Origin of the sequence: Streptomyces sp. NPDC092296 (assembly GCF_044755465.1) — a bacterium.
Classification (GTDB): Bacteria; Actinomycetota; Actinomycetes; order Streptomycetales; family Streptomycetaceae; genus Peterkaempfera.
In genome coordinates this window covers 1-23,172 of the sequence record NZ_JBIVRB010000012.1, presented here as the reverse complement: position 1 = coordinate 23,172, position 23,172 = coordinate 1, and the positions used below count along the sequence as shown (strand labels likewise).

Here is a 23,172-nt window from a genome sequence, read left to right as displayed (position 1 = left end):
TAATGAAGCCCAGGCCAAGCACCAGCCTTACAAACCGACCAAATATCTGGCGATCATTGGCAGTTTCGTAGGCTTGCCAGCGAGCCGACCTCGCAAAGACGATTGATTCGCCCGCAAGGTGCCAATCATGATGAGCCGGACACCTGTGCGGCCTGCGCCCGGTGCAGCCGCGCCCCGGTGGCGTCGCCGGTCCGCTCCAGCGCGTCCGCCAGGCCCCGCAGCGCCGCCGCCTCCAGCGCCGGGTCCGCGACCCGCCGCGCCACCAGCAGGGCCTCCCGGTGGGCGCGCAGCGCCTGCTCCCACTGCCCGGCCCGCAGCAGCAGCCGGGCCGCCGCCAGCCCCACCCCCACCTGGGCCGCGTCCTCCCCCAGCCTGCGCAGCAGCGCCAGCGCCGCCCGGTACTCCCGACCCGCCTCCTCGTACCGCCGCCGCGCGCCGTGCGCCTCGGCCAGCCGGGCCAGCAGCCGAACCTCCGCCCGCTGCTCGCCCCGGGAGCGGCGGACGGCCAGCGCCCTGCCGTACCAGTCGGCGGCGCGCAGCGGGTCACCGAGCGCCCGGTGCGCACCGGCCACCGCCTCCAGCGCACGGGCGCCCGCGGCGTCGTCCGCCGCCGCCCTGGCCGGCTCCAGGGCGGCGTGGTAGCGGTCCAGCGCCCGGCGGTGGTCGCCGGCGGCGGTGAGCAGGTCGCCCAGGTTGATCAGCGCTGCGGCCTCCCGCTGCGGCTGCCGGGTGCGCCGGGCGACCACCAGCACCTGGCCGTGCAGCTCGTACAGCACGTCGGGTGCGGCGATCCCGGCGGCGGGCAGCGTACGGACCAGCGCCGCGACCAGCCGGGCGGCCGGGCCGTCCAGGTCGGCTGCCCGTACCGCGTCCCGGACGGCGGCGCGCAGCAGCGGCAGTTCCCGGGCGAGCCAGTCACGGGCGTGGGCGGCGGAGTGCAGCCGCAGGGCGCCGGGCAGCGGTTCGGGGGCGGGCTGCCCCGGCTCGGGGGCCAGCAGCGCCCGGCAGGAGTCCACCAGTCGGACCAGGCGTTCCAGCAGCCGGGCACGGGCCAGCTCGGTCTCCGCCGGGCGCTCGGTGTCCGCGAGCAGCGCGGCCAGCGGCTCGTACAGCCGGGCGGGCAGCCGGTAGCGGACGGTGCCGTCGGGCCGGGCGGGCTCCTCCGCCAGCAGCTGCTGCTCGGCCAGTCGGCGCAGCAGCAGCTCGGCGGAGTCGGCCGGGCAGCCGGCCAGGGCGGAGGCGGTGCGCCGGTCGGCGGTGCCCTCGGGGGCGAGGACCAGCAGCCGCAGCAGCCTGGCCTGGGCGGCCGGCAGGCCCCGGTAGAGCAGCACAAAGGCCCAGCGGTGCCGGTCGTGCGCCGCGCCCGGCGGCTCGGCGGCCTCCCGGGCGGGGGGCACGGCGGCGGGCGGCACGGCGGCGGGCGGCTGGTCCCGATCCCGGTGCTGGTCCTGGTCGGCCGGGTCGGCGGCGGGCGGGTCGGCGGCGGGCGGCGGGGCGGCGGCGCGGTCGGCGCGCGGGCCGTCCCGGGTGGGGGCCATCGCGTCGACCGCGCGCCCCCGGTGGGCGGCGGCGCGGGGGCCCGGCGCCGGGCGGGCCCTGAGGCGCGGCCCGGTCAGCGGCTCCTCGGTGCGGCGCAGCCGGGCCGAGCTGTCCACCGGCCGGGATGCCTCCGGTGCCGTCCCGGGCACCGCCGGGCCTTCGGCCGCCGCCGGGCGGCCGCTGAGGCGCGGCCCGGTCAGCGGCTCCTCCGTACGCAGGAGCCGGGACGCCTCACCCTCCGCTCCCGGCGCGGCGGGCGCCGCCGCCCCGGCGCGGACGGCCTCCCAGACCAGCAGGGCGTCCCCGTCGGCGGCCGTCACCGGGGGTGCGCCCGAGGGGGTGGGCGGCGGGTCGGTGTGGAAGGAGTCCCAGACGGCGAGCAGGTCCTCGCCCCGGGCGGCCGGTGGCTCGGCGGGCGCGGGCGGCGGTACGGGCGCGGCGGCGGCCGCCGCTGCCCGCGCGGCCGCCCGGGGGGTGTCGGCCAGCGCCTGGACGGCGTCGGGGACGGCCGCCCGGGGCCGGGTGCGCAGCCAGCCCGCCGCCAGCCGCAGCGCGCCGGGGTGGCAGCCGCACGCCTCGGCCAGTTCGGCGGCGCCGACCGGGTCGCAGACCACCCGGGTCTCCCCCACCAGGGCGGTGAGCAGCGCCACGGCCGAGGCCGGGTCCAGGCCGCCGAGTACGCAGGGCCGGGCGTCCGCGATGCCGGTGAGCGGACCGGCGGCGGTGGCCACCACCAGGCAGCCGGCCTCCTCGGGCAGCAGCGGCCGCAGCCGGGCGGCGTCGGGCACGTCGTCCAGCACCAGCACGGCCCGCCTGCCCCGCAGGGTCCGCCGCAGCAGCGCGCAGGCGGGGTCCTCGGCCGGATCACCGGCCGGGCCTGCGGTCTGATCATCGGCCTGGTCGGTCTCAGGATCGGAGTCGGTGCCGGTGCCGGTGTCGGTGCCGGTGTCGTCCGGTGGCAGCCCGATCGCACCCGGGGCCACTCCGAGGGCGGCCAGCAGCTCCCGGGCGGCCCGGCCGGGCGGCACCGGGGTGCCGTCGGGGCCGGCGAGCCGGGCGAAGAGCCGGCCGTCGGGGTAGTCGGCGGCGACGCTGCGGGCGAACCGTACGGCCAGGGCCGTCCGCCCGGAACCGGGCCGCCCGGCGACCACCAGGACCCGGGGGCGGCCCGCGTCGGGCGCGGCCGGTCCGGTCAGCCCGGCGCGGGCGACCTCGGCGCGCAGCGCGGCGAGTTCGGGGTGGCGGCCGACGAAGGGCTCGGGGTCGGGCGGCAGCAGGTCCGGTGCGTGCCGGCGCACCGGGTCGGTCGCCGTCTCGCCTGCCACGCGCGCCACTCCTGACACCTCGCCACCCGGCGGGCCGGCAGTGGTCCCGGCCTGCGGCGCGGCGGCTGCTCAGCCCCTTGGGCGGAAGGGTAGTTCACCGGGGCCGCCCAACCGGACGGCTGCGGTCGTACCAGCCTACGGATCACCCGTTGGGCGTCAGGAGGACGGGAACGGCCGGGCCGGCCAGGGGGCGTCGGCCGGGCGCAGCGCGTCCGGGCCACCGCCGGCCAGGGCGGCGTGCAGGGCGAGCGCGCCGGTGACCAGCGCCGGGTTGTGCAGCTCCCCGGCGAGCACCAGCCGGACCAGGTCGGCCAGCGGCACTCGCTCGATCTGGATCTCCAGCTCCTCGCCGGACGCCTGGTAGCGGTCGCCGGTCGCCTCCGCGAGGTCGCGGGCGAGGAAGATCCGCAGGGCCTCGTCGGAGCCGCCGGGCGTGGTGTAGAAGTCGACCAGCACCCGCCAGTCCTCGGCCTTGCAGTGCGCCTCCTCGTACAGCTCCCGCTGGGCGGCGTGCAGCGGGTTCTCACCGGGGACGTCCAGCAGCCCGGCCGGGATCTCCCAGAGCCGCTGCCGGACCGGGTGCCGGTACTGGCGCACCAGCAGCACACGCTGCCGGTCGTCCAGGGCGAGCACCGCGACCGAGCCGGGGTGCAGCTGGTAGTCGCGGGAGGCGAGGGAGCCGTCCGGCATCCGCAGCCGATCGGTGCGCACCCCGGTGACCTTGCCCCGGAAGGGGGTCGTGGACGAGCTGACCGGCCACTCCTCGGCCTGGTCGCGGATGTCGGCTGCGCTGCCTGCCATCGGCCCTGCCACCTCTGCTGCTCGGGTTCGGCGTACGCCCTCCAACCTACCCGGCGGCGGCCGCGCAAGATCGCGCGACCGCCGCCGGGGTGGACCGAACCGTCTACTGCCGGGCGGCCTGCTGCTGCCGGACGATGGCGGCGGCGACCAGGCCCGCGAACAGCGGGTGCGGGCGGGTCGGGCGGGACTTCAGCTCCGGGTGCGCCTGGGTGGCCACCAGGTAGGGGTGCACCTCGCGGGGGTACTCGACGTACTCCACCAGGTCGCCCTTGGGCGAGAGGCCGGAGAAGAGCAGCCCGGTCTTCTCCAGGTCGGTGCGGTAGGCGTTGTTGACCTCGTAGCGGTGGCGGTGGCGCTCCTCGACGTACTGCTCGCCGCCGTAGACCTCGCGGACGATGGAGCCCTCCGCGAGCTTGGCCGGGTAGAGGCCGAGCCGCATGGTGCCGCCGAGGTCGCCCTTGCCGTCCACGATGTCCAGCTGCTCGGCCATGGTGGAGATCACCGGGTGCCGGGCGGCGGAGTCGAACTCGGTGGAGTTGGCCTCGTCCAGGCCGGCCAGGTTGCGGGCCGCCTCGATGACCACGCACTGCAGGCCCAGGCAGAGGCCGAGCAGCGGGATGCCGTTCTCCCGGGCGTAGGTGATGGCGGCGACCTTGCCGTCCACCCCGCGCTCGCCGAAGCCGCCGGGGATGCAGATCGCGTCGACGTCCCCGAGCAGCTCCCGGGCGCCCTCCGGGGTGCGGCAGTCGTCGGAGGTCACCCACTTGATCTCGACCCGGGCGTTGTTGCCGAAGCCGCCGGCCCGCAGTGCCTCGGTGACCGACAGATAGGCGTCGGGCAGGTCGATGTACTTGCCGACCAGCGCCACCTTCACCTGGTGGGCCGGCTGGTGGACGCGGCGCAGCAGGTCGTCCCACTGGGTCCAGTCCACGTCGCGGAACGGCAGGTCGAGGCGGCGGACCACGTACGCGTCCAGGCCCTCGCTGTGGACGACCTTGGGGATGTCGTAGATCGACGGGGCGTCGGGGCAGGCGATCACCGCCTCCTCGTCCACGTCGCACATCAGGCTGATCTTGCGCTTGATGGCCTGCGGCACCTCGCGGTCGGCGCGCAGCACGATGGCGTCCGGCTGGATGCCGATGTTGCGCAGCGCGGCGACCGAGTGCTGGGTGGGCTTGGTCTTCAGCTCGCCGGAGGGGCCGATGTAGGGCAGCAGCGAGACATGGACGAAGAAGACGTTGTCCCGGCCGACCTCGTGGCGGACCTGGCGGACCGCCTCCAGGAAGGGCAGCGACTCGATGTCGCCGACGGTGCCGCCCACCTCGGTGATCACCACGTCGACGTCGTCGGTGGCCATCCGGCGGATGCGGGACTTGATCTCGTTGGTGATGTGCGGGATGACCTGGACGGTGTCGCCCAGGTACTCGCCGCGCCGCTCCTTGGCGATCACCGTGGAGTAGACCTGGCCGGTGGTGACGTTGGCCGAGCCGTGCAGGTTGGTGTCGAGGAACCGCTCGTAGTGGCCGATGTCCAGGTCGGTCTCGGCGCCGTCGTCGGTGACGAAGACCTCACCGTGCTGGAACGGGTTCATGGTGCCGGGGTCGACGTTGAGGTACGGGTCGAGTTTCTGCATGGTGACCCGCAGGCCGCGCGCCTTGAGGAGGGCGCCGAGGCTGGAGGCGGTGAGCCCCTTGCCCAGGGAGGAGGCCACACCTCCGGTGACGAAGAGGTGCTTGGTCGTCTGGGTCTTGCCGGAGTGGGGCAGTGCCAACAGGGGGCTCCCGTGGGTCGCAGGTCGGTGACGCCTGTGGAGTGGGATCTCGACTGCCGCGCCTGGCGACGCGCCGGCGGCCCCGGAAGGGGGTCGCAGGGCTGTCGGATCGGCGGGTCCGGTGCGGTGGTTCCCACCAGTCCACGGGATACCAGGGTATCAGCGCCCGGAAGGGTACGTGTCCGCGCAAGGTCCGCGCGGGGGGTCGGCCCGCTCGGAGTGATCAGTTCCGGATAGCCCGCAGGGGTGATCCTGCACCCTCCGCGTGGGCTACTTTTCGCACGATCGCGGCCCAACGGGCACGTCGGGATCGACTCAGGGCTTCACGGATGCCCCGTCCGTCGTATTCTGCACGGACGCATCGCCGACACACAGGGCAGTCGGTCGCAGGGGGGCGGACGACGTCCCCTGCCGCCGTCCACACCGCCCGCACCGGAGCCCGCCGAGGTTTCCGCGGCCCCCGGAGCGCCACCAGCGCCTCCAAGGAGCCACCCGCCGCCACCGAGCAACGGCCCCCACCATGCCCACCCGCCGGACGATGCCGTGCACCATCGCGAACTGGAGATCCACGTGGCCGGCCGTATCGAGGACTACGCACTCATCGGGGACATGCAGACCGCCGCCCTGGTCAGCAGGGACGGGGCGGTGGACTGGCTCTGCCTACCCCGATTCGACTCCCCCGCCGTCTTCGCCGGGCTGCTCGGCACCGACGAGCACGGATTCTGGCGGATCGGACCGGCCGACGTGCCGCCCGCCCCCGCCGCCTTCCCCCGGGTGCAGCAGGAGGCACCCAGCGAGTTCGACACCACCGGCGAGCTCAGCATCCCCGCCACCGCGCTGGCCCCGGCCGTCCCCGCCGACCGCCGCCGCTACCGGGGCGACTCCCTCATCCTCGAACAGGAGTGGGACACCGAGCTCGGCAGCGTCCGCGTCATCGACTTCATGCCGCCCCGCCACCTCACCGAGGGCAGCGGCGTCCCCCAGATGATCCGCATCGTCGAGGGCCTGAACGGCCGGGTCCGGATGCGCTCCGCCCTGCGGATGCGCTTCTCCTACGGCCGCGTCGTCCCCTGGGTCCACCGCCTGGACGAACCCGACGGCTCCTACCGCACCGTCGCCGTCGCCGGACCCGACTCCGTCTGGCTCGACGGCGCCGCCGAGACCTACGGCCGCAACCTCACCACCTACTCCGACTTCACCGTCCGGGCCGGCGAACGCGTCGCCTTCGCCCTCACCTGGCAGGCCTCCCACCTCGACGCCCCCGACCGCCCCGACGCCGAAACCGCCCTTCAGGCCACCGAGGACTTCTGGCACGGCTGGGTCGAGCAGTGCACCTTCTCCGGCCACTACCGCGAAGCCGTCATCCGCTCCCTGATCACCCTCAAGGCCCTCACCTACGCCCCCACCGGCGGCATCGTCGCCGCCCCCACCACCTCACTCCCCGAGGACATCGGCGGCGTACGCAACTGGGACTACCGCTACACCTGGCTCCGCGACGCCGCCATCACCCTCTCCTCCCTGCTGCGCACCGGCTACCGCGAAGAGGCCCGCGCCTGGCGCGAATGGCTGCTGCGCGCGGTCGCCGGCGACCCGGAGAACCTCCAGATCATGTACGGCATCGCCGGCGAGCGCGAACTCGGCGAGATGGAGCTGGACTGGCTCCCCGGCTACGAGGGCTCCACCCCCGTACGCACCGGCAACGGCGCCGCCGACCAGCTCCAGCTGGACGTCTACGGCGAGGTCGTCGAAGCCCTCTACCTCGCCCACATGACCGGCCTGGCCCGCAGCGACCACGCCCACCTGCTCCAGCTCAAGCTGATCGGCTACCTGGAGCAGCACTGGACCGAGCCCGACGAGGGCATCTGGGAGGTCCGCGGCCCGCGCCGCCACTTCGTCCACTCCAAGGTCATGGCCTGGGTCGCCGTCGACCGCACCATCAAGCTGCTGGAGGGCACCCAGACCGAGGGCCCCATCGAACGCTGGCGCGAACTGCGCGAGGCCATCCACGCCGACGTCTGCGAACGCGGCTACGACACCGAGCGCAACACCTTCACCCAGTACTACGGCGGCAAGGAACTCGACGCCTCCCTCCTGCTCATCCCCCAGGTCGGCTTCCTGCCCCCCGACGACAAGCGCGTCATCGGCACCATCGAGGCCATCCAGCGCGACCTGCTCACCGAGGACGGCTTCGTCCTGCGCTACCCCACCCACGGCGAGGGCGGTGGAAACGTCGACGGCCTGCCCGGCGACGAGGGCGCCTTCCTCGCCTGCTCCTTCTGGCTCGCCGACGACCTCGCCATGATCGGCCGGGTCGGAGAGGCCCGCGACCTCTTCGAGAAGCTGCTCGCCCTGCGCAACGACGTCGGCCTGCTCGCCGAGGAGTGGGACCCCCGCCGCAAGCGCCAGGTCGGCAACTTCCCCCAGGCCTTCAGCCACGTCCCCCTGATCGACACCGCCCTCCGCCTCAGCGCCACCGGCGCCTACCAGGGCTGACGACCGGGGTCCCGGCCGCCGTCTGCCGTGACCGTGCGGACCGTACGCTCGGGCATGGCCCACAGCTCCACCGTGCCGTAGAGGCAGTCCAGCATCCGGGCCGGCGCGAAGGCGTACAGCGAGTCCAGCTCGCAGAGCATGTCCACGGTCACCAGGCCGGGCCCGGCCCGCAGGTCGGCCCGCTCCAGGTGCACATCGGTGCGTACCAGCCGGTGCGCACCGCCGGGGCCGTGCCGGGGGATGTCCGGGTCGCCGCGCAGCTGGAGCAGCGGCAGCGGCGGCCCGCCGAACTGGGTCAGGTCCGCCGGGCGGTCGGGGGTGGTGGTCAGCGTGATCAGCGGTCGGCCGGTGCTGCCGACCGTCATCAGCCGCTGGCCGCCACCGCCGCCGAAGTCGATGAACGACGTCCGGCGCGGACCGGCGGCGCCGACCCGCCCGGCTGCCGGGTCCTCGGGCAGGTGCGAGTACGCCACCGGGAAGAAGTAGTGCAGCTCCCGGTCGAGCGCCACCCGGACCGACACCCCCGCCAGCCGGTACGCCTCCACGCCGGGCAGCGGGAAGTCCAGTCCCCACACCAGGCAGCGGACCGGGTCGTCCCAGGGCGTCACCCCGGCGGGCAGCAGCGGCGCGATCTGCTCCCCGTCGGCCTCGTAGCAGCCGACCAGCAGCCGTACCCCGCTGAACCGCCGGCGGCGGTGCCTGGCAGGCATCGGACCGGGCCGAGCAGGATCGGGCGGATCGGGTTCGGGCGCGGCCATCTCCCTCCTCGGAACGCTTGCGACGGGCAGGACGTACGGGGACAAACCCCCACCGCCAGTCTGGGTCCCGCGCCGAGCACCCGCCATCCGGTCGGCTCACCGGCCCGCCCGCCCGTCAGGAGCGCTGCACCAGCTCGTCGTAGATGGAGAGCACCTGCGCCACCGTCGCCACCTCGTCCGGCCAGGTCAGCGCCTGCGCCCTGCCCTGCTCCGCCAGCCGCGCCCGGCACGGCGCGTCCGCCAGCAGCCCGGCGACGGCCCGGCCCAGCGCCGCCGCGTCCCCGTACGGGACCAGGACCGCCGCGTCCCCGACCAGCTCCGGCACCCCGCCCACGGCCGTGGCGACCAGCGGCACCCCCGCCCGCAGCGCCTCCTGCGCCACCAGCGGCCGCGCCTCCCAACGGCTGCTGATCACCACCAGGTCGGCGGCGGCCAGCAGCTCCGGCACATCGGTACGGTGGCCCAGCAGCAGCACCGGCAGGCGCTCGGCGGCCACCCGGTCGCGCAGCGCACCGCCCTCCGGCCCCTCCCCGGCGATCACCACCAGCGGCCTGGGATCGAGCCCCGCCAGCAGCCGGGAGGCGTCCAGCAGCAGGTCGAAGCCCTTCTGCGCGGCCAGCCTGCCGACCGCGAGCACCACCGGCCGGTCCGAGGCGCCCGGCAGCGCCGCCCGCGCCGCCGCCCGGTCCAGGGTCGCGGCGGGCAGCGGCGGCGCGGCCACCGGACCGAGCCGGGCGTCGCCCGCGCCCAGCTCGCGGGCGCGGGCCACCAGGTCGGAGGAGGCGCCGAGCAGCAGGTCGGCGGCGCGGGCCACCCTGCGCTCCATCAGCCGCAGCAGCCGCCGCTCCATGCCGGTGCCCAGCAGCGCGTGGTGCATGGTGACCACCAGCGGCGTCTGCGGCCGCATGCCGGGCACCCGGCCGGCGGTGCGCAGCGCCAGGTCGGAGAGCAGCCCGGCGCGCAGCCCGTGCGCGTGCACCACCCCGGCGCCGGTGAACGCCCGGCGCAGCTCACCGATGGCCGCCGCGTCGGCGCGCGGGCCTGAGCTGGGGGTGATCTCCACGGGGTGGAAGCGGGCGCCGGTGGCGGAGAACCCGAACTGCTGGTCGGTGGCGGCCGGCCCGCACACGGTCACCGTGAGGCCGTGCGCCACCAGCCCCTGGGCGAGGGAGCGCACATGGGCGCCGATGCCACCGGTGCTGGCGGCGACGACGAGCACCGCGTGCAGCTGCCCCGGCTCGGGTACGGGGGCCGTTCCCCGGACTGAGGTGTCGTCCACGTCGTTCGCTCCGAGTCGTTCTGTGCCGCGGAACGCGCCCCTGACGCCGCGGCAGCGGCCGGGTCGCGGCCTGCGTTCGGCGTTGGGCACCGGTGGTGTTGCATCGCAGAGTGTAGGTGCCACCATGCCAGGTCGCGCTTCCGGATGGGCAGTCAGTGCGGGGTGCGTCGGCGGCGGTCGCCCGTTGCCGACCGTACGGCCGGTTCAGGGCGCCGCCGACCGGGGGAGCCCGGCCGCGTCCAGCCGGCGCAGCGGCGGCCAGGACCACCACTGCTCCCGGTAGGCGCCCCGCTCGGCGGCGGTGTGGAAGGCCGCCAGGGCGGCCGCGCGCAGCACCAGCGCGGTACGGCCCGAGCCGGCCGCCCAGGCGGTGCCGAGTGCCGCGCCCAGGGCGTGCGCGCCGCAGTCGCCGAGCATGGTGCGTTCGGCCAGGTCGTCGGGGAGCAGCGCCGCCGCGGCCCCGACCGGCGCCGCCGCCAGGGCCGACCCGGCCCGGCCGCGCAGCACGGTGGGCAGCCCGGCGGCCAGCACCGCCTTGGCGGCGCGGCCGGGCCGTACGTCCAGCAGGTCGACCGCGCCGGCGGTACCGGCGATCACCGCGGCGGCCAGCAGCCGGTCCAGCGGGCGGCGCTGCACCAGGCAGCCCGCGCCGAGCGCCGCCGTGCCGATCCCGGCCAGTTTCACGGCGCCGGAGGTGACCCGGCCGCGCCGCAGTGCGGCGAGGTGCGCCCGCAGGCCGCGCTCGGGGCCGCCCGCCAGGTCGTCGTAGCTGCCGCAGCCGGCGGCCGTGGCGGCGGCCAGGACGGTGGCGGCGCGGACGCCTCCGGGGAGCTGCGGGGCCGCGCCGACCGCCGTGCAGAGGGCGGCGGCGACCGCCGGGCCCTGGTAGAGGGTGACCACCCGCGCCCGGTGGTTCCGGCGCTCCCACAGCGCGGGCTCCCCCGGCGGGACGCGGTTCAGCGTCGCGTACACCGCGCGGGCTCCGCCCGCCGCCGCGAGCAGCACCAGCAGCCGCCCGCCCTCGCCCCGGCCGCGCTGATCGCTGCCGGCCGCACCCCGTCCGGCCGCACCCCTTCTGGCCGCACCCCTTCTGGCCACCGTCTGCCCTCCTGGTCCCGGTCGATCTCTCGTCGGCGTCGGCCGCGTCCGTCAGGAGGCCGCCCGGCCGCGCGGCGTGCGGGCGGCGGCGAGCAGTTCCTCGGCGTGGGCCCGGCCCAGCTCGGAGTCCTCCAGACCGGCCAGCATCCGCGACAGCTCGCGCACCCGCCCGGCGTCGTCCAGCACCTTCACCCCCGAGCGGGTGACCGTGCCGTCGCTGGTCTTCTCCACCACCAGATGGCGGTCGGCGAAGGCCGCCACCTGCGGCAGGTGGGTGACCACCACCACCTGGGCGCTCTCGGCCAGCTTGGCCAGCCGACGGCCGATCTCCACCGCCGCCTTGCCGCCGACGCCCGCGTCGACCTCGTCGAAGAGGTACGTGGGCACCGGGTCGGCCCCGGCGAAGACCACCTCCACCGCCAGCATCACCCGGGACAGCTCGCCGCCGGAGGCGCCCTTGGCGATCGGCCGGGGCGGCGCGCCCGGGTGCGGGGCGAGCAGCACCTCGACCTCGTCCACGCCGTACGGGCCGTAGGCGACGGTGCGGCCGCCGACCTCAAGTCCGGCCGGGTCGTCGTTCTGCCGGACGTCGAAGCCGACCCGGGCGTGCGGCATGGCCAGCTCGGTGAGCTCGGCGGTGACGGCCGCCGCGAAGCGGTCGGCGGCGGCGTGGCGGGCGGCGGACAGCTCGGCGGCCAGTGCGCCGAGCGCGGTGTGCAAGTGCTCCCGCTCGGCCGCGAGGCCGCCGATCCGGTCGTCGTCGCCCTCCAGCTCGGCCAGCCGCTGGGCGGCGGTCTCGGCCCAGCGCAGCACCTCGGCGACGCCCTCCTTGGCACCGGTGTGCTTGCGGACCAGCTGGGAGAGGACCGCGCGGCGCTCCTCCACCGCGGCCAACCGCGCGGGGTCGGCGTCCAGGCCGTCGGCGTAGCCGGCCAGGTCGGCGGCGACGTCCGCCAGCAGGTAGCCGACCTCGTCCAGCCGGTCACCGAGCGCGGCCAGCCGGGGGTCGTGCGTCCGTACGGCGTCCAGCGCCCGGCGGGCCTGGGCGACCAGCGTGCCCGCGTCGACCGACTCCGGGTCGGCGGGGTCGCCGGCCAGGGCGGCGTGCGCCAGGGTGGCGGCGGAGGCGAGCGCGTCGGCGTGGCCGAGCCGCTCGGCCTCGGCGGCCAGCTCGGTGTCCTCGCCGGGCCGTGGCTCGGCGGCGGCGACCTCCTCCAGGCCGTAGCGCAGCAGGTCGGCCTCCTGGGCGCGCTCGCGGGCCCGGGTGGTGAGCTCGTCCAGGGTGGCCGTGACCTCCCGCAGCCGCCGGTAGGCGGCCTGGTAGCGCTCCAGCGGCCCGGTGACGGCGGCCCCGGCGTACCGGTCCAGCGCGCCGCGCTGCCGGGCGGGCTTGAGCAGCCGCTGCTGGTCGGTCTGGCCGTGCACCGCGATCAGGTCCTCGCCCAGCTCCCCGAGCAGCCCGACCGGCACCGCCCGGCCGCCGACGTGCGCCCGCGACCGCCCTTCGGCGGAGACGGTACGGCTGATCAGCAGCGCGCCGTCGTCCAGCTCGGCGCCCGCCTCGACGGCCCGCAGCGCGGCCGGGGCGTCGGCGGCGAGGCTGATCCGGCCCTCCACCACCGCCCGCCCGGCGCCACCGCGGACCAGCCCCGGGTCGGCGCGGCCCCCGAGCAGCAGTCCCAGGCTGGTGACCACCATCGTCTTGCCCGCTCCGGTCTCGCCCGTCACCGCCGTGAAGCCCGGCGACAGCTCGACCACGGCGTCGTCGATCACACCCAGAGCCCGTATCCGCATCTCCTCCAACACGGACACGACCTTACGAGGTTCCGGGGCCGCTGTGCGACGAGCGCCCACGCCGTGCCGGGAAGGTTCATTCGATTCGGGCGGGTTTTCGGCGGGGCGGTACGCGGTACCCGGGGGCGTGATCTGCCGTACGGACGAGAGGGGCGCTCCCATGACCGACAGCGCGGCACCGGCGGGCCGGGAACCGTCCGGCGGGCAGCTGGTCCCCGACTTCGACCGGCTGCCCGTCGAACAGCTGCGGAACCGCATCCGCTCACTCACCCGGGAGCAGCTGCGGCAACTGCTCGCCCATGAGGAGCGGCACGGCGGCCGGACGGCGGTGCTGGAACTGCTCCGCACCCGCATCGCCCAGGTCGCCGCGCACGACACCGACGGCCCCGGCTGAACCCACGCGGTCCAGGCCGGTTCGGTTCCGGGACCCGCTCGGTTCCGGCCCGTTTCAGTTCTGGCCCGTTTCAGTTCTGGCCCGTTTCAGTTCTGGCCCGTTTCAGTTCTGGTTGGGCACGCCCCGCCAGCCCGCCACCGGCAGCGCGAACTTCGCCACCAGCCGGTCGGTGAACGGCGCCCGGTGCAGCCGGGCCAGCCGCACCGGGATGCGGCCGCGCCGCACCTCGACCCTGGCCCCGGCCGGCAGCTCCACCGACCGCCGCCCGTCGCACCAGAGCACCCCGTGCGGCGTCTTGGGCAGCACCTCCACCGCCAGCACCGAGCGCGGCGAGGTGACCAGCGGCTTGGCGAACAGCGCATGGGCGCTGATCGGCACCATCAGCAGCGCCTCCACCTCCGGCCAGACCACCGGCCCGCCCGCCGAGAAGGCGTACGCGGTGGAGCCGGTGGGCGTCGCGCAGACCACGCCGTCGCAGCCGAAGTTGGACACCGGGCGGCCGTCGACCTCGGTGACCACCTCCAGCATCCGGTCCCGGGCGGCCTTCTCCACCGACGCCTCGTTGAGCGCCCAGTCGCGGTGCACCACCCGGCCGTCGGTGCGGACCAGCACATCGATGGTCATCCGCTCCTCGACCTCGTAGTCGGCGGCCACCACCCGCTCCACGACCGTCGCCAGGTCGTCACGCTCGGCCTCCGCCAGGAAGCCCACCCGCCCCAGATTGACGCCCAGCATCGGCACGCCCGTCTGCCGGGACAGCTCGGCGCCGCGCAGCAGGGTGCCGTCGCCGCCCGCGACCAGGATCAGTTCGCAGCCGGCCACCGCCCCCGGCGCCGCGTCGACCGTCTCCACCCCGGCGGGGAGGTCCATGTCCTCGGCCTCGGCGGCCAGCACTCTGATGCCGATGTCCGCCTTCAGCAGGCCGTTGACGAGGTGCTCGACGCTGCGCAGCGCGGCCGCGCGGCCGGTGTGCGCGATAAGGAAGACCGTTCGCAAGTCACTCATGCCCTCTCCATACGCCTACCCGGGCGCGTCCACGGCCGGGCGGCGCCCCCTCCTGGTTGTGGTTGGCACTGCGGTCGGGCCGCACCGTCGCGGCCGAGCCTTTCGCGACCGAGCCTCCGCGACCGGGGGCTTCGGGCCGGGACGTGCTCGGAACCCTACCGGGGCCCCTCCTCCACGGCGCGATCCGCGTCCGCCGGGTCCAGCGGGGGCGCTCCCCGCCGGAACCAGAGAAAGTACTCGACGTTCCCGGACGGGCCGGGCAGCGGGCTCGCGGTGACCCCCAGCACCCCCAGCCCCAGCTCCCAGCCCCGGGCCGCGACCTGGCGCACGGTCTCGGCGCGCAGCTGCGGGCTGCGGACGACACCGCCGCTGCCCAAGCGCTCCTTGCCCACCTCGAACTGCGGCTTGACCATCAGCACCAGGTCGGCGTCGTCCGCGCAGCAGGACGCCAGGGCGGGCAGCACCAGCCCCAGCGGGATGAACGACAGGTCCCCGACCACCACGTCGACCGGCTCGCCGCCGATCCGCTCCTGGGTCAGCTCGCGGACGTTGGTGCGGTCCATCACGGTGACCCGCTCGTCGCTCTGCAACGACCAGGCGAGCTGCCCGTAGCCGACGTCGACCGCCAGCACCCGCCCGGCGCCCGCCCGCAGCAGCACATCGGTGAACCCCCCGGTGGAGGCGCCCGCGTCCAGGCAGCGGCGGCCTTCCACCCGCAGCCCCAGCGGGCCGAACGCGGCCAGCGCGCCGGCCAGCTTGTGGCCGCCCCGGGAGACGTAGTCGGGGTCGTTCTCGTCCTTGGCCACCACGACGGCCGCCGAGGTCTCCACCTGGGTGGCCGGCTTGGTCGCGGTGGTGCCGCCGACGGTCACCCGCCCGGCCGAGATCAGCTCGCTCGCGTGCTCGCGCGAGCGGGCCAGCCTGCGGCGGACGAGTTCCGCGTCGAGTCGGCGTCGTGCCACTGCCACGGGTGCTTCAGCTCCTAGGGCCCCTGCGGGGGGCCGGGTCGGTCGTCGAGGGCGGCGAGGGTGCTCCTCAACCGCTGGTGGACATCCTCGTACACGGCGACATGCGCGTCGGTGGGGGTGCCCTCCAGTTCCTCCAGGCGGGACAGTACGGCGTCCACCTCGGCGTTCCCGGTCTCCTCCGGCTCGACGGGCGGCAGCGGGCGTGCGGCCGGGTCGACGCCGGCCGGCTCACTCACCGCCGGCCGCCCGTCGGCGGGCGGCGGAGGTCTTCTTGGCCGTGGTCTTGGCGGTCTTCTTGGCGGTGGTGCCCGCGGTGGTGGTCTTCTCGATCGCCGTCCGCGTGACGGCGGCCTTCTTGGTGGCGGCCTTCTTCACGGCGGCCTTCTTGGCGGCCGTCCGCTTCGCCGCCGCCACCTGCTCGGCCTTGACCCCAGACACCTGCTCGGGGGCCTCCTGCCCGGGGCCCACCTTCTCCGAGGTCGGCTTCCCGGCGGCCGTCTTGCGCGGCACCGGGGTCTTCCTGGCCGGTGCCTCCTCGGCGGCGGCCCGCCTGGCGGGTGCCGTACGGGCGGCGGCCCGGCCCTCGGCCACCTGCCCGGCGGTGGGCGCGCCCCGGCGGCCCGCCGCGCCACCCGGCCCGGTCGTCTTGCGCGGCACCGGGGCCTTCTTCGCCGGAGCGGCCTCGGCAGCGGCCTCCGCAGCCGACTCGGCGGCGGCCTCCGGCCCGTCCACCGGCTCGTCCGCCACCGGGATGCGCACCGGCCGGACCGGCCGCTCCGCCCCGGTCTCCTGCTGCCAGCCCGCGCCGAACAGCTGCTCCGCACGGGCCTGCGGCGGCGCCTCCTCCTCGGCCGCCGCGCCGCTCTCCTCCACCTCGCGCAGCTTGCGCTCCAGCAGCTCCAGCAGCACCCCGGTCTTGACCACCTGGTCACCGACCCAGCCGGCCAGCTGCACGGTCCGCTCGGCCTCGGAGCGGACCAGGCCGACCACCAGGTCCCGCCCGGTGCGCCCGGCGGCCACCACATCGTCCGCCACCGACTGGAGCGACCGCGCGGAGGCCGGTACCTGCTCGGTCAGCGCGCGTTGGAGTGCCTGGACGTCCACTCCGCCCCGGTCCAGCAAGTCCCTGGCCGTGTGCACCGTGCGTCTGCCCGTCTCCTCCGCGATGTCCGCGGCGAACTGCACCCAGCCGCGCAGCGTGTCGCGCATCAGGTCTCCTCGCTTCCTCCGCACCGCGCGCCGCCCCGCTCGGGCCGACGCTCCGGGGCGCCCGTGATCACCGGAGCGCCCCCTGACGACGCTACCGCCTCCACGCCCGGCGCGGCGGGCGAGCGTACCGGCCGCCCGGGTCCACGGGTGCCCTTCCACCGCTGGGGTACGGTCCCCGAAACGACCGTACGAGGGGAGCGTGCCCACCATGGCGACCTCCGAGGAGTGCCGGGAGGCACTGACCCGGCTCAGCGAGAAGCTGACGGACTCCGACGGCGAGGTGCGCCGGGCGGCGGCGCTGGACCGCTCCCTCACCTGCCGGATCACCGACCTGGACGTCACCTTCGCCGGGCGGCTGCGCGGCGGCCGGATCGAGGACGTGGTGCAGACCCCCGGCGCACCGGTCGACCGGGCGCAGATCCGGCTGGCGATGACCAGCGACGACCTGGTGGCCCTGGTCGCCGGGGAGCTGCACTTCGCCTCCGCCTGGGCACATGGCCGGGTCCGGCTGGAGGCCGGACTGCGCGACCTGCTGCGGCTGCGCTCGCTGCTCTGACGACCCGGCCGCCGCAGAGCCGTCCGGGTCACGGCAGGGCCGGCGAGCGCAGCCGCCCGGGTCACAGCCCCAGCTCGGCCAGCGCCTTGCGGCCGTCCGGCACCTGCCCGCCGCCCTCGACCGCCGTCCACGCGGCGGCGCACAGCACCCGCAGGCCGTCGTACCGGTCCTCGCCACCGCCGGTCAGCCGCAGCTCCCCGCCGTCCACCGCCGCCGTCCACCCGCCGCAGCGGTACGCCCCGCCGGCACCGGCCGGCTCGACCTCCGGCTGCGCGGTGAGCAGCGTCCGCAGGTCGGCGCCGACATAGGTGGGCCGGTGCCGCGGCGGCGCGGCCAGCAGCTGCGCGGCCGTGGTCACCCCGGTGAGCACCAGCAGGCTGTCGACGCCCCCGTTGTAGGCACCCTCGATGTCGGTGTCCAGCCGGTCACCGACCACCAGCGGCCGCCGGGCACCGGTACGGATCACCGTCTCGCGGTGCAGCGGCGGCAGCGGCTTGCCCGCCACCACCGGCTCCACCCCGGTCGCGGTGCGCACCGCCGCCACCAGCGTGCCGTTGCCCGGGGCGATGCCGCGCCCGGTGGGGACGGTCAGGTCGGTGTTGGACGCCACCCACGGCAGGCCGCTCCGCACCGCGTACGCGGCCTCCGCGAGGTCGTGCCAGCCCACCGAGGGGTCGAAGCCCTGGACCACCGCAGCGGGACCGTCGTCCAGTGAGCGCACAGGGCGCAACCCGCGCTCCTCCAGTGCCTCCACAAGCCCCCGCCCGCCGACCACCAGCACCGCCGACCCGGCCGGCACCCGCTCGGAGACCAGCCGGGCCGCCGCCTGCGCCGAGGTGATCACATCGCTGGGTTCGGCGGAGACGCCCAGCTCGGTGAGGTGCGCGGCGACCGCCGTCGGCGGCCGGGAGGCGTTGTTGGTGACGTACGCCAGCCGCATGCCCGTCTCGCGGGCGGCGTTCAGCGACTCCGCCGCGTGGTCGATGGCGTTCGGTCCCGCGTAGACCACGCCGTCCAGGTCGAGCAGCGCGGTGTCGTACTCCGCGGTGAGCGGCCGGGCGCAGCCCGCCGGGCTCAGCCGGGGCCCCGCGCCACCGCTCTGCCGGGCGTGGTCCTGCGGGTCCCCGTCCTGGGGCGTACCGGGTGCCGTGTGTGTCATTCCTGCTCTTCCTGTCGGTCGGTGGACCGGTGGCCCGGCCATCGCGGGTGCGGCGGCACCGGGCCGAACTCCCCGGCCCGAGCGCGCAGGGTCGCCCGGGTCTGCCGCAGCGCCGCGCGGTAGTGGTCCGACTCCGGCCGCATGGCCACCGCCAGCGCCAGATGCTCGGCCGACGTCTCGAAGTCCCCCAGCCGCGCGGCCGCCAACCCCCAGCCGAACTGCGCGTAGTCGTCCGAGGGGTCGGCCAGCGCCACCACTCGGAAGTTCTCCAGTGCAGCAGCGTACGACCCCGCGTCGAACTGGGCCCGAGCCAGGGTCTCCCGGATGCTGCGCGACTCCGGCTCGGCGGCGGCCGCCCGCGTCAGCAACTGCTCGGCCGCCGCCGCGCTGCCCTGCGCCAGCAGCCTGCTGCCGCGCCGGAACCACTCGTAGACGCTCTCCCGCGCCTCGTCACCGCCGCCCACCTCCGCACCACCGGCGCCCTCGCCGCCACCGGGCCCCTCCGGGGCACTCCGGTCCCGAGCCCGCTCCTGTCCCGCCGTCATGCCGCGCCCCTTCCCGGTCGGCTTGCACGGCCGCCTGCACCGGGCATCTGATCACCCGGTCGGACGTACCCGATTACCATGCCCACAATGGAAGCACTCAGTGCACACGGTGCAGCAGCTTCTCAGCACGGCGGCCCCGGCGATCCCGGGCACGTCGCCGCAGCGGGACTGTCGCTGGCACCCTTCCGCGGCCTGCGCTACGTGGCGGAGCGGGTCGGCGGCCTCGCGGCGGTGACCTCGCCCCCGTACGACGTGGTGGACCCGGAGCGGTTGCAGACCCTGGAGACGGCGGACCCGTACAACGTCGTCCGGCTGATCCTCCCCCGGCCCGAACCGGACCAGGGCGGCGGCGCGGACCCGGCGGGCGACAGCCGCTACCGGCACGCCGCCCGACTGCTGGCCGCCTGGCGGCGCGAAGGGGTCCTGGCCGCCGACGACACCCCCGCCCTGTACGTCTATGAACAGCGCACCCCCGGCGACGACCCCGGCGGCGGGAGCCTGCTGCAACGCGGCCTGATCGGCGCCCTGGCGGTGAGCCCGCCCGAGGCGGGCGTGGTGCTGCCGCACGAGGACGTGATGCCCCGCCCGGTCGCCGACCGCGTCGGCCTGATGCGGACCACCCGCGCCAATCTGGAGCCGCTGCTGCTCACCTACCGGGGCAAGGGGGGCGCGGCGGGGGTGGTGGAGCGCGCGGCCCGGCGCGAACCGCTGCTCGCCACCACCACCTCGGACGGCACCCGGCACCGGCTGTGGGCGGTCACCGACCGTACGGAGCACGCCGCGGTCGCCGCCGACCTGTCCACCTGCCGCGCCCTGATCGCGGACGGCCACCACCGCTGGGCGATGTACCTGCGGCTCCAGCGCGAGCACCGGCACCTGGCACACAGCCCCTGGGACCGGGGCCTGGTGCTGCTGGTCGACACCGCCCGCTATCCGCTGCGGGTCCGGGCCATCCACCGGGTGCTCCACCGGCTCCCCCCGGCCGAGGCAGTGGCCCGGCTGGGCGACGGCTGGCGGCTGGACGTCGCGGGCGGCTCACTGCCGGCGGCGCTGGACGCGCTGGCGGCGGCCAAGGCGGACGGCGGCAACGCCTTCGCCCTGGCCGGGGACGGCCGGTTCCGGCTGCTGCGCGGGCCCGGCACGGCGGCGCTGCGGGAGGCGGTGCGCGCGGACCGGCCGGAGGAGTGGCGGCGGCTGGACGCGACGGTGCTGCACTCGGTGCTGCTGGACACGGTCTGGCGGGTGCCGGACGCCCCGGACCACATCGGCTACCTGCACGACGCGGCGGCGGCCGTACGGGTGGCGGAGCGGTGCGGCGGCACGGCGGTGCTGATGCACCCGGTGGACGAGGGGGTGGTGCGGCGGCTGGCGGAGCAGGGCGTGACGATGCCGCGCAAGTCGACCTCGTTCGGGCCGAAGCCCGCGACCGGGCTGGTACTGCGCAGTCTGGAACTGGGCTGAGCCGCAAGCCGAAAACGGGAGTGCCCCGCCGGATCACCGGCGGGGCACTCCCGTTCTGGCTCAGCTGTCCTTGCGGTCGGCGGCGGGCTGCTCCGCGCCGGCCTCGGGCTCCTGGAACGGGCTGCTCAGGAAGGTCTCCTCGGAAGCGGCGGGCTCGTCGTCCGCCTCATCCTCGTCGTCCTCGTCCTCCTCCTCGTCCTCGTCCTCAGCGTCGTCACCAGCGTCGGCCTCGGCCTCGTCCTCAGCGTCGTCACCAGCGTCGGCCTCGTCCTCAGCCGGCCCGCCGTCCTTGGCAGCGTCGTCCGCCTCGTCCTCGTCCTCGGCGTGCTCCGGGGCGAGGGCGTCCACGAACTCCAGGCCGTCGATCTCGGCCAGCCGCTCCGCCGCGTTGGTGAGGCCCTCCGGGTCGGCGTCGGCCGCCTTGGCGAACCAGTCGCGAGCCTCCTCCTCACGCCCGGCCGCGATCAGTGCCTCGGCGTAGGCGTACCGCAGCCGCGCGGTCCACGGCTGCACCGAGTTGGACGCCAGCTCCGGGCTCTGCAACGTCACCACGGCGGCCTCAAGCTGCCCCATGTCGCTGCGGGCACCGGCCGCGACCAGCCGCATCTCGACCTGGCCGGCCTTGTCCAGCTGCTTGACCTCGGGCTCACCGGCCATCGCCAGCGCCCGCTCGGGACGGCCGAGCCCACGCTCGCAGTCGGCCATCACCGGCCACAGGTCGGCACGGCCGGTCATCCGCCGCGACGCCCGGAACTCGGTCAGCGCCTCCGAGTACCGCTCGGTGACGTACGAGGCGAAACCGGCCGCCTCCCGGACCGCCGCCACCCGCGACGCCAGCCGCAGCGCCACCCGCGAGTACGCGTACGCCTCCTCCGGCTCGCTGTCCAGCAGCCGGGCCACCATCACCAGGTTGCGGGCGACATCGTCCGCGAGCGTCTTCGGCAGGCTCTTGAGCTCCTGGCGGACGTCAGCGTCGATCTCCAGACCGGTGACGTCCTCCGGGATCGGCAGCCGCCGCACGGGCTCGTAGTTCAGCCTGCGGTCGTCCTGCTCGCCACGCCCCTCGTACGGACGGCCGCCCCGGTCGTCGCGCCGGCCGTAACCGCCGCCACCGGACCGGTCGTCCCGACGCGGAGCGCCGCCACCCCGGTAACCGCCTTCACGCGGCCCCCGGTCGCGGTCCCGGTCGTCCCGCCGGAACCCGCCGCCGCTCGGGCGGTCGTCCCTGCGGAAGCCACCCTCGCGCGGACCACGGTCGCGGTCCTCACGCGGCCGGAAGCCACCCTCGCGGGACCCACGGTCATCCCGCTGGAACCCACCAGGCCGGTCATCCCTGCGGAAGCCGCCACCGCTGGGGCGGTCGTCCCTGCGGAACCCGCCCTCACGCGGCCGGTCCTCACGCGGACGGAAGCCGCCCTCACGGGGAGCCCGGTCATCCCGCCGGTCGTCCCGCTGGAAGCCGCCGGGACGGTCGTCACGCCGGAAGCCGCCGCCGCTCGGCCGGTCGTCCCTGCGGAAGCCACCCTCGCGCGGACCACGGTCGCGGTCCTCACGCGGACGGAAGCCACCACCACTGGGGCGGTCGTCCCTACGGAAGCCACCCTCACGCGGCCGGTCCTCACGCGGACGGAACCCGCCCTCACGAGACCCACGGTCATCCCGCTGGAACCCACCGGGACGGTCGTCACGGCGGAAGCCACCACCGCTCGGGCGGTCATCCCTACGGAACCCACCCTCACGCGGCCGGTCCTCACGCGGACGGAACCCACCCTCACGCGGACCACGGTCGTCCCGCCGCTCGTCACGACGGAACCCACCCGGACGCTCCTCGCGGCGGAACCCGCCCTCACGGGGAGCCCGGTCGTCCCGCTGGAACCCACCGGGACGGTCATCCCTGCGGAAGCCGCCACCGCTCGGCCGGTCATCCCGCCGGAAGCCACCCTCGCGCGGACCACGGTCACGGTCCTCACGCGGACGGAACCCACCACCACTGGGGCGGTCATCCCGACGGAAACCACCCTCACGCGGCGCGTGGTCACGGTCGTCCCGCCGGAACCCACCGGGACGGTCGTCACGGCGGAAACCACCGCCGCTCGGGCGGTCGTCCCTGCGGAACCCACCCTCACGCGGCCGGTCCTCACGCGGACGGAACCCGCCCTCACGAGACCCACGGTCATCCCGCTGGAACCCACCGGGACGGTCGTCACGGCGGAAGCCACCGCCACTGGGCCGGTCATCGCGCCGGAACCCGCCCTCGCGCGGACCACGGTCACGGTCGTCACGCGGCCGGTACCCACCGCTCGGCCGGTCGCCGGCCGGGCGGTCGTCACGGCGGTAGGAGGAGCCACCGCGGTCGTCACGGCGGAAGCCGCCGCCACCCCGGGTGTCATCACGGCGCGGGCCGCGCTCGTCCGACCGGTGCCCGCCGCTGCGGGGTTCATAGCCCCGGCCGTCACGCGGGCCGCGACGGTCAGCACCCCCCTGGCCCTGCGGGCCGTCTCCCGAACGACGCTCGGGACGGTCGTGGGGTGGGTTCGACATCGAGATGGCTCCTTCTGGGTCTGCTGCTCTGCCGCGGCAGCGCTGGTGCTGCGTGTACGCGGCGCGGTGCCGACTGTGGCGCACCGTCTTCCATTGTCCTGCATCCGCCTTTGTCATGCCCGCGCTCTGCCGGCCTGATCAAAAAGGCAAAACAAAAAGCCGTGGCCCCAGCGGATCGCTGGGGCCACGGCTTGAATGATTGTTCGGCGGTGTCCTACTCTCCCACAGGGTCCCCCCTGCAGTACCATCGGCGCTGTGAGGCTTAGCTTCCGGGTTCGGAATGTTGCCGGGCGTTTCCCTCACGCTATGACCACCGAAACCCTTTTTGGGATTCAGCGAACACACTTTTCAATTGAGAAGTGTCCGGTGTGACCGGAAACTGTTCGTTGTCTCAGAACAACACAGTGGACGCGTAGCAACTATGGACAAGCCCTCGGCCTATTAGTACCGGTCAGCTCCACCGATCACTCGGCTTC

At 75.6% G+C, this 23,172-nt stretch carries 18 protein-coding genes, 1 rRNA gene and 1 pseudogene; 4 read left to right on the top strand and 16 right to left on the bottom strand.

Translation table 11 applies throughout. The annotated features are described in order from the left end of the window. Window positions 1-125 precede the first annotated feature (125 nt). From ACIQGZ_RS22560 to ACIQGZ_RS22550, 3 genes are all read right to left on the bottom strand, one after another. Window positions 126-2,864 (bottom strand): tetratricopeptide repeat protein, encoded by a 2,739-nt coding sequence (locus tag ACIQGZ_RS22560; RefSeq protein ID WP_402604489.1) that lies wholly within the window; start codon window positions 2,862-2,864, stop codon window positions 126-128. 156 nt (window positions 2,865-3,020) lie between these two features. Next, on the bottom strand, window positions 3,021-3,665 hold the full coding sequence (locus tag ACIQGZ_RS22555; RefSeq protein WP_402604486.1) for an NUDIX domain-containing protein: 645 nt from the start codon (window positions 3,663-3,665) through the stop codon (window positions 3,021-3,023). Between the two features lie 103 nt (window positions 3,666-3,768). Then, window positions 3,769-5,436, bottom strand: coding sequence for a CTP synthase (locus tag ACIQGZ_RS22550; RefSeq protein ID WP_402604484.1), 1,668 nt, complete (start codon window positions 5,434-5,436; stop codon window positions 3,769-3,771). Between the two features lie 570 nt (window positions 5,437-6,006). Here ACIQGZ_RS22550 and ACIQGZ_RS22545 point away from each other — a divergent pair. Then, complete coding sequence (locus tag ACIQGZ_RS22545) at window positions 6,007-7,929, top strand: glycoside hydrolase family 15 protein (RefSeq protein ID WP_402604771.1); 1,923 nt, start codon at window positions 6,007-6,009, stop codon at window positions 7,927-7,929. On the opposite strand, the gene ACIQGZ_RS22540 is transcribed toward ACIQGZ_RS22545, so the two are convergent. The 4 genes from ACIQGZ_RS22540 to recN form a co-directional block, all read right to left on the bottom strand. Then, window positions 7,917-8,639: an acetoacetate decarboxylase family protein gene (locus tag ACIQGZ_RS22540; protein WP_402604482.1), complete on the bottom strand. Its 723-nt coding sequence runs from the start codon at window positions 8,637-8,639 to the stop codon at window positions 7,917-7,919. The genes ACIQGZ_RS22545 and ACIQGZ_RS22540 overlap by 13 nt on opposite strands. A gap of 163 nt (window positions 8,640-8,802) precedes the next feature. Continuing rightward, entirely contained in the window at window positions 8,803-9,966 is a 1,164-nt protein-coding gene (locus tag ACIQGZ_RS22535) for a glycosyltransferase family 4 protein (RefSeq protein WP_402604480.1), read from the bottom strand. Between the two features lie 204 nt (window positions 9,967-10,170). Continuing rightward, window positions 10,171-11,064 carry a hypothetical protein gene (locus ACIQGZ_RS22530; protein WP_402604479.1) on the bottom strand — a complete coding sequence of 298 codons (894 nt, stop codon included), beginning with the start codon at window positions 11,062-11,064 and terminating at the stop codon, window positions 10,171-10,173. A gap of 51 nt (window positions 11,065-11,115) precedes the next feature. After that, window positions 11,116-12,858, bottom strand: a complete 1,743-nt coding sequence (gene recN, locus ACIQGZ_RS22525) for a DNA repair protein RecN (RefSeq protein WP_402604768.1) — start codon at window positions 12,856-12,858, stop codon at window positions 11,116-11,118. A gap of 160 nt (window positions 12,859-13,018) precedes the next feature. On the opposite strand from recN, the gene ACIQGZ_RS22520 reads away from it, so the two are divergent. After that, window positions 13,019-13,252: a hypothetical protein gene (locus tag ACIQGZ_RS22520; protein WP_402604477.1), complete on the top strand. Its 234-nt coding sequence runs from the start codon at window positions 13,019-13,021 to the stop codon at window positions 13,250-13,252. A 102-nt stretch (window positions 13,253-13,354) separates the two neighbouring features. Here ACIQGZ_RS22520 and ACIQGZ_RS22515 read toward each other — a convergent pair whose 3' ends face one another. The 4 genes from ACIQGZ_RS22515 to ACIQGZ_RS22500 form a co-directional block, all read right to left on the bottom strand. After that, complete coding sequence (locus ACIQGZ_RS22515) at window positions 13,355-14,257, bottom strand: NAD kinase (protein ID WP_402604475.1); 903 nt, start codon at window positions 14,255-14,257, stop codon at window positions 13,355-13,357. 155 nt (window positions 14,258-14,412) lie between these two features. Beyond that, window positions 14,413-15,219, bottom strand: coding sequence for a TlyA family RNA methyltransferase (locus tag ACIQGZ_RS22510; RefSeq protein ID WP_402604765.1), 807 nt, complete (start codon window positions 15,217-15,219; stop codon window positions 14,413-14,415). A 20-nt stretch (window positions 15,220-15,239) separates the two neighbouring features. Further along, window positions 15,240-15,461, bottom strand: a complete 222-nt coding sequence (locus ACIQGZ_RS22505) for a hypothetical protein (RefSeq protein WP_402604472.1) — start codon at window positions 15,459-15,461, stop codon at window positions 15,240-15,242. Further along, window positions 15,454-16,434: a hypothetical protein gene (locus tag ACIQGZ_RS22500; protein ID WP_402604470.1), complete on the bottom strand. Its 981-nt coding sequence runs from the start codon at window positions 16,432-16,434 to the stop codon at window positions 15,454-15,456. Before ACIQGZ_RS22500 ends, ACIQGZ_RS22505 begins: the two co-directional genes overlap by 8 nt. 208 nt (window positions 16,435-16,642) lie before the next feature. Here ACIQGZ_RS22500 and ACIQGZ_RS22495 point away from each other — a divergent pair, with 208 nt between their 5' ends. Beyond that, on the top strand, window positions 16,643-16,990 hold the full coding sequence (locus ACIQGZ_RS22495) for a sterol-binding protein (RefSeq protein ID WP_402604468.1): 348 nt from the start codon (window positions 16,643-16,645) through the stop codon (window positions 16,988-16,990). A 61-nt stretch (window positions 16,991-17,051) separates the two neighbouring features. Here ACIQGZ_RS22495 and ACIQGZ_RS22490 read toward each other — a convergent pair whose 3' ends face one another. After that, window positions 17,052-18,149, bottom strand: coding sequence for an HAD-IIA family hydrolase (locus ACIQGZ_RS22490; RefSeq protein ID WP_402604466.1), 1,098 nt, complete (start codon window positions 18,147-18,149; stop codon window positions 17,052-17,054). Next, window positions 18,146-18,694 (bottom strand): tetratricopeptide repeat protein, encoded by a 549-nt coding sequence (locus ACIQGZ_RS22485; protein WP_402604464.1) that lies wholly within the window; start codon window positions 18,692-18,694, stop codon window positions 18,146-18,148. The genes ACIQGZ_RS22490 and ACIQGZ_RS22485 overlap by 4 nt, the downstream gene beginning before the upstream one ends. Before the next feature lie 87 nt (window positions 18,695-18,781). Here ACIQGZ_RS22485 and ACIQGZ_RS22480 point away from each other — a divergent pair, with 87 nt between their 5' ends. Further along, on the top strand, window positions 18,782-20,155 hold the full coding sequence (locus tag ACIQGZ_RS22480; RefSeq protein ID WP_402604463.1) for a DUF1015 family protein: 1,374 nt from the start codon (window positions 18,782-18,784) through the stop codon (window positions 20,153-20,155). Between the two features lie 60 nt (window positions 20,156-20,215). Here ACIQGZ_RS22480 and ACIQGZ_RS22475 read toward each other — a convergent pair whose 3' ends face one another. From ACIQGZ_RS22475 to rrf, 3 genes and pseudogenes are all read right to left on the bottom strand, one after another. Continuing rightward, window positions 20,216-21,175 (bottom strand): hypothetical protein, encoded by a 960-nt coding sequence (locus ACIQGZ_RS22475; protein WP_402604762.1) that lies wholly within the window; start codon window positions 21,173-21,175, stop codon window positions 20,216-20,218. Window positions 21,176-21,214: 39 nt separating this feature from the next. Next, a pseudogene (locus ACIQGZ_RS22470) lies at window positions 21,215-21,982 on the bottom strand (tetratricopeptide repeat protein); the annotation flags it as partial. Window positions 21,983-22,897: 915 nt separating this feature from the next. Next, window positions 22,898-23,014, bottom strand: a 5S ribosomal RNA gene (rrf, locus tag ACIQGZ_RS22465). Window positions 23,015-23,172: the final 158 nt, after the last annotated feature.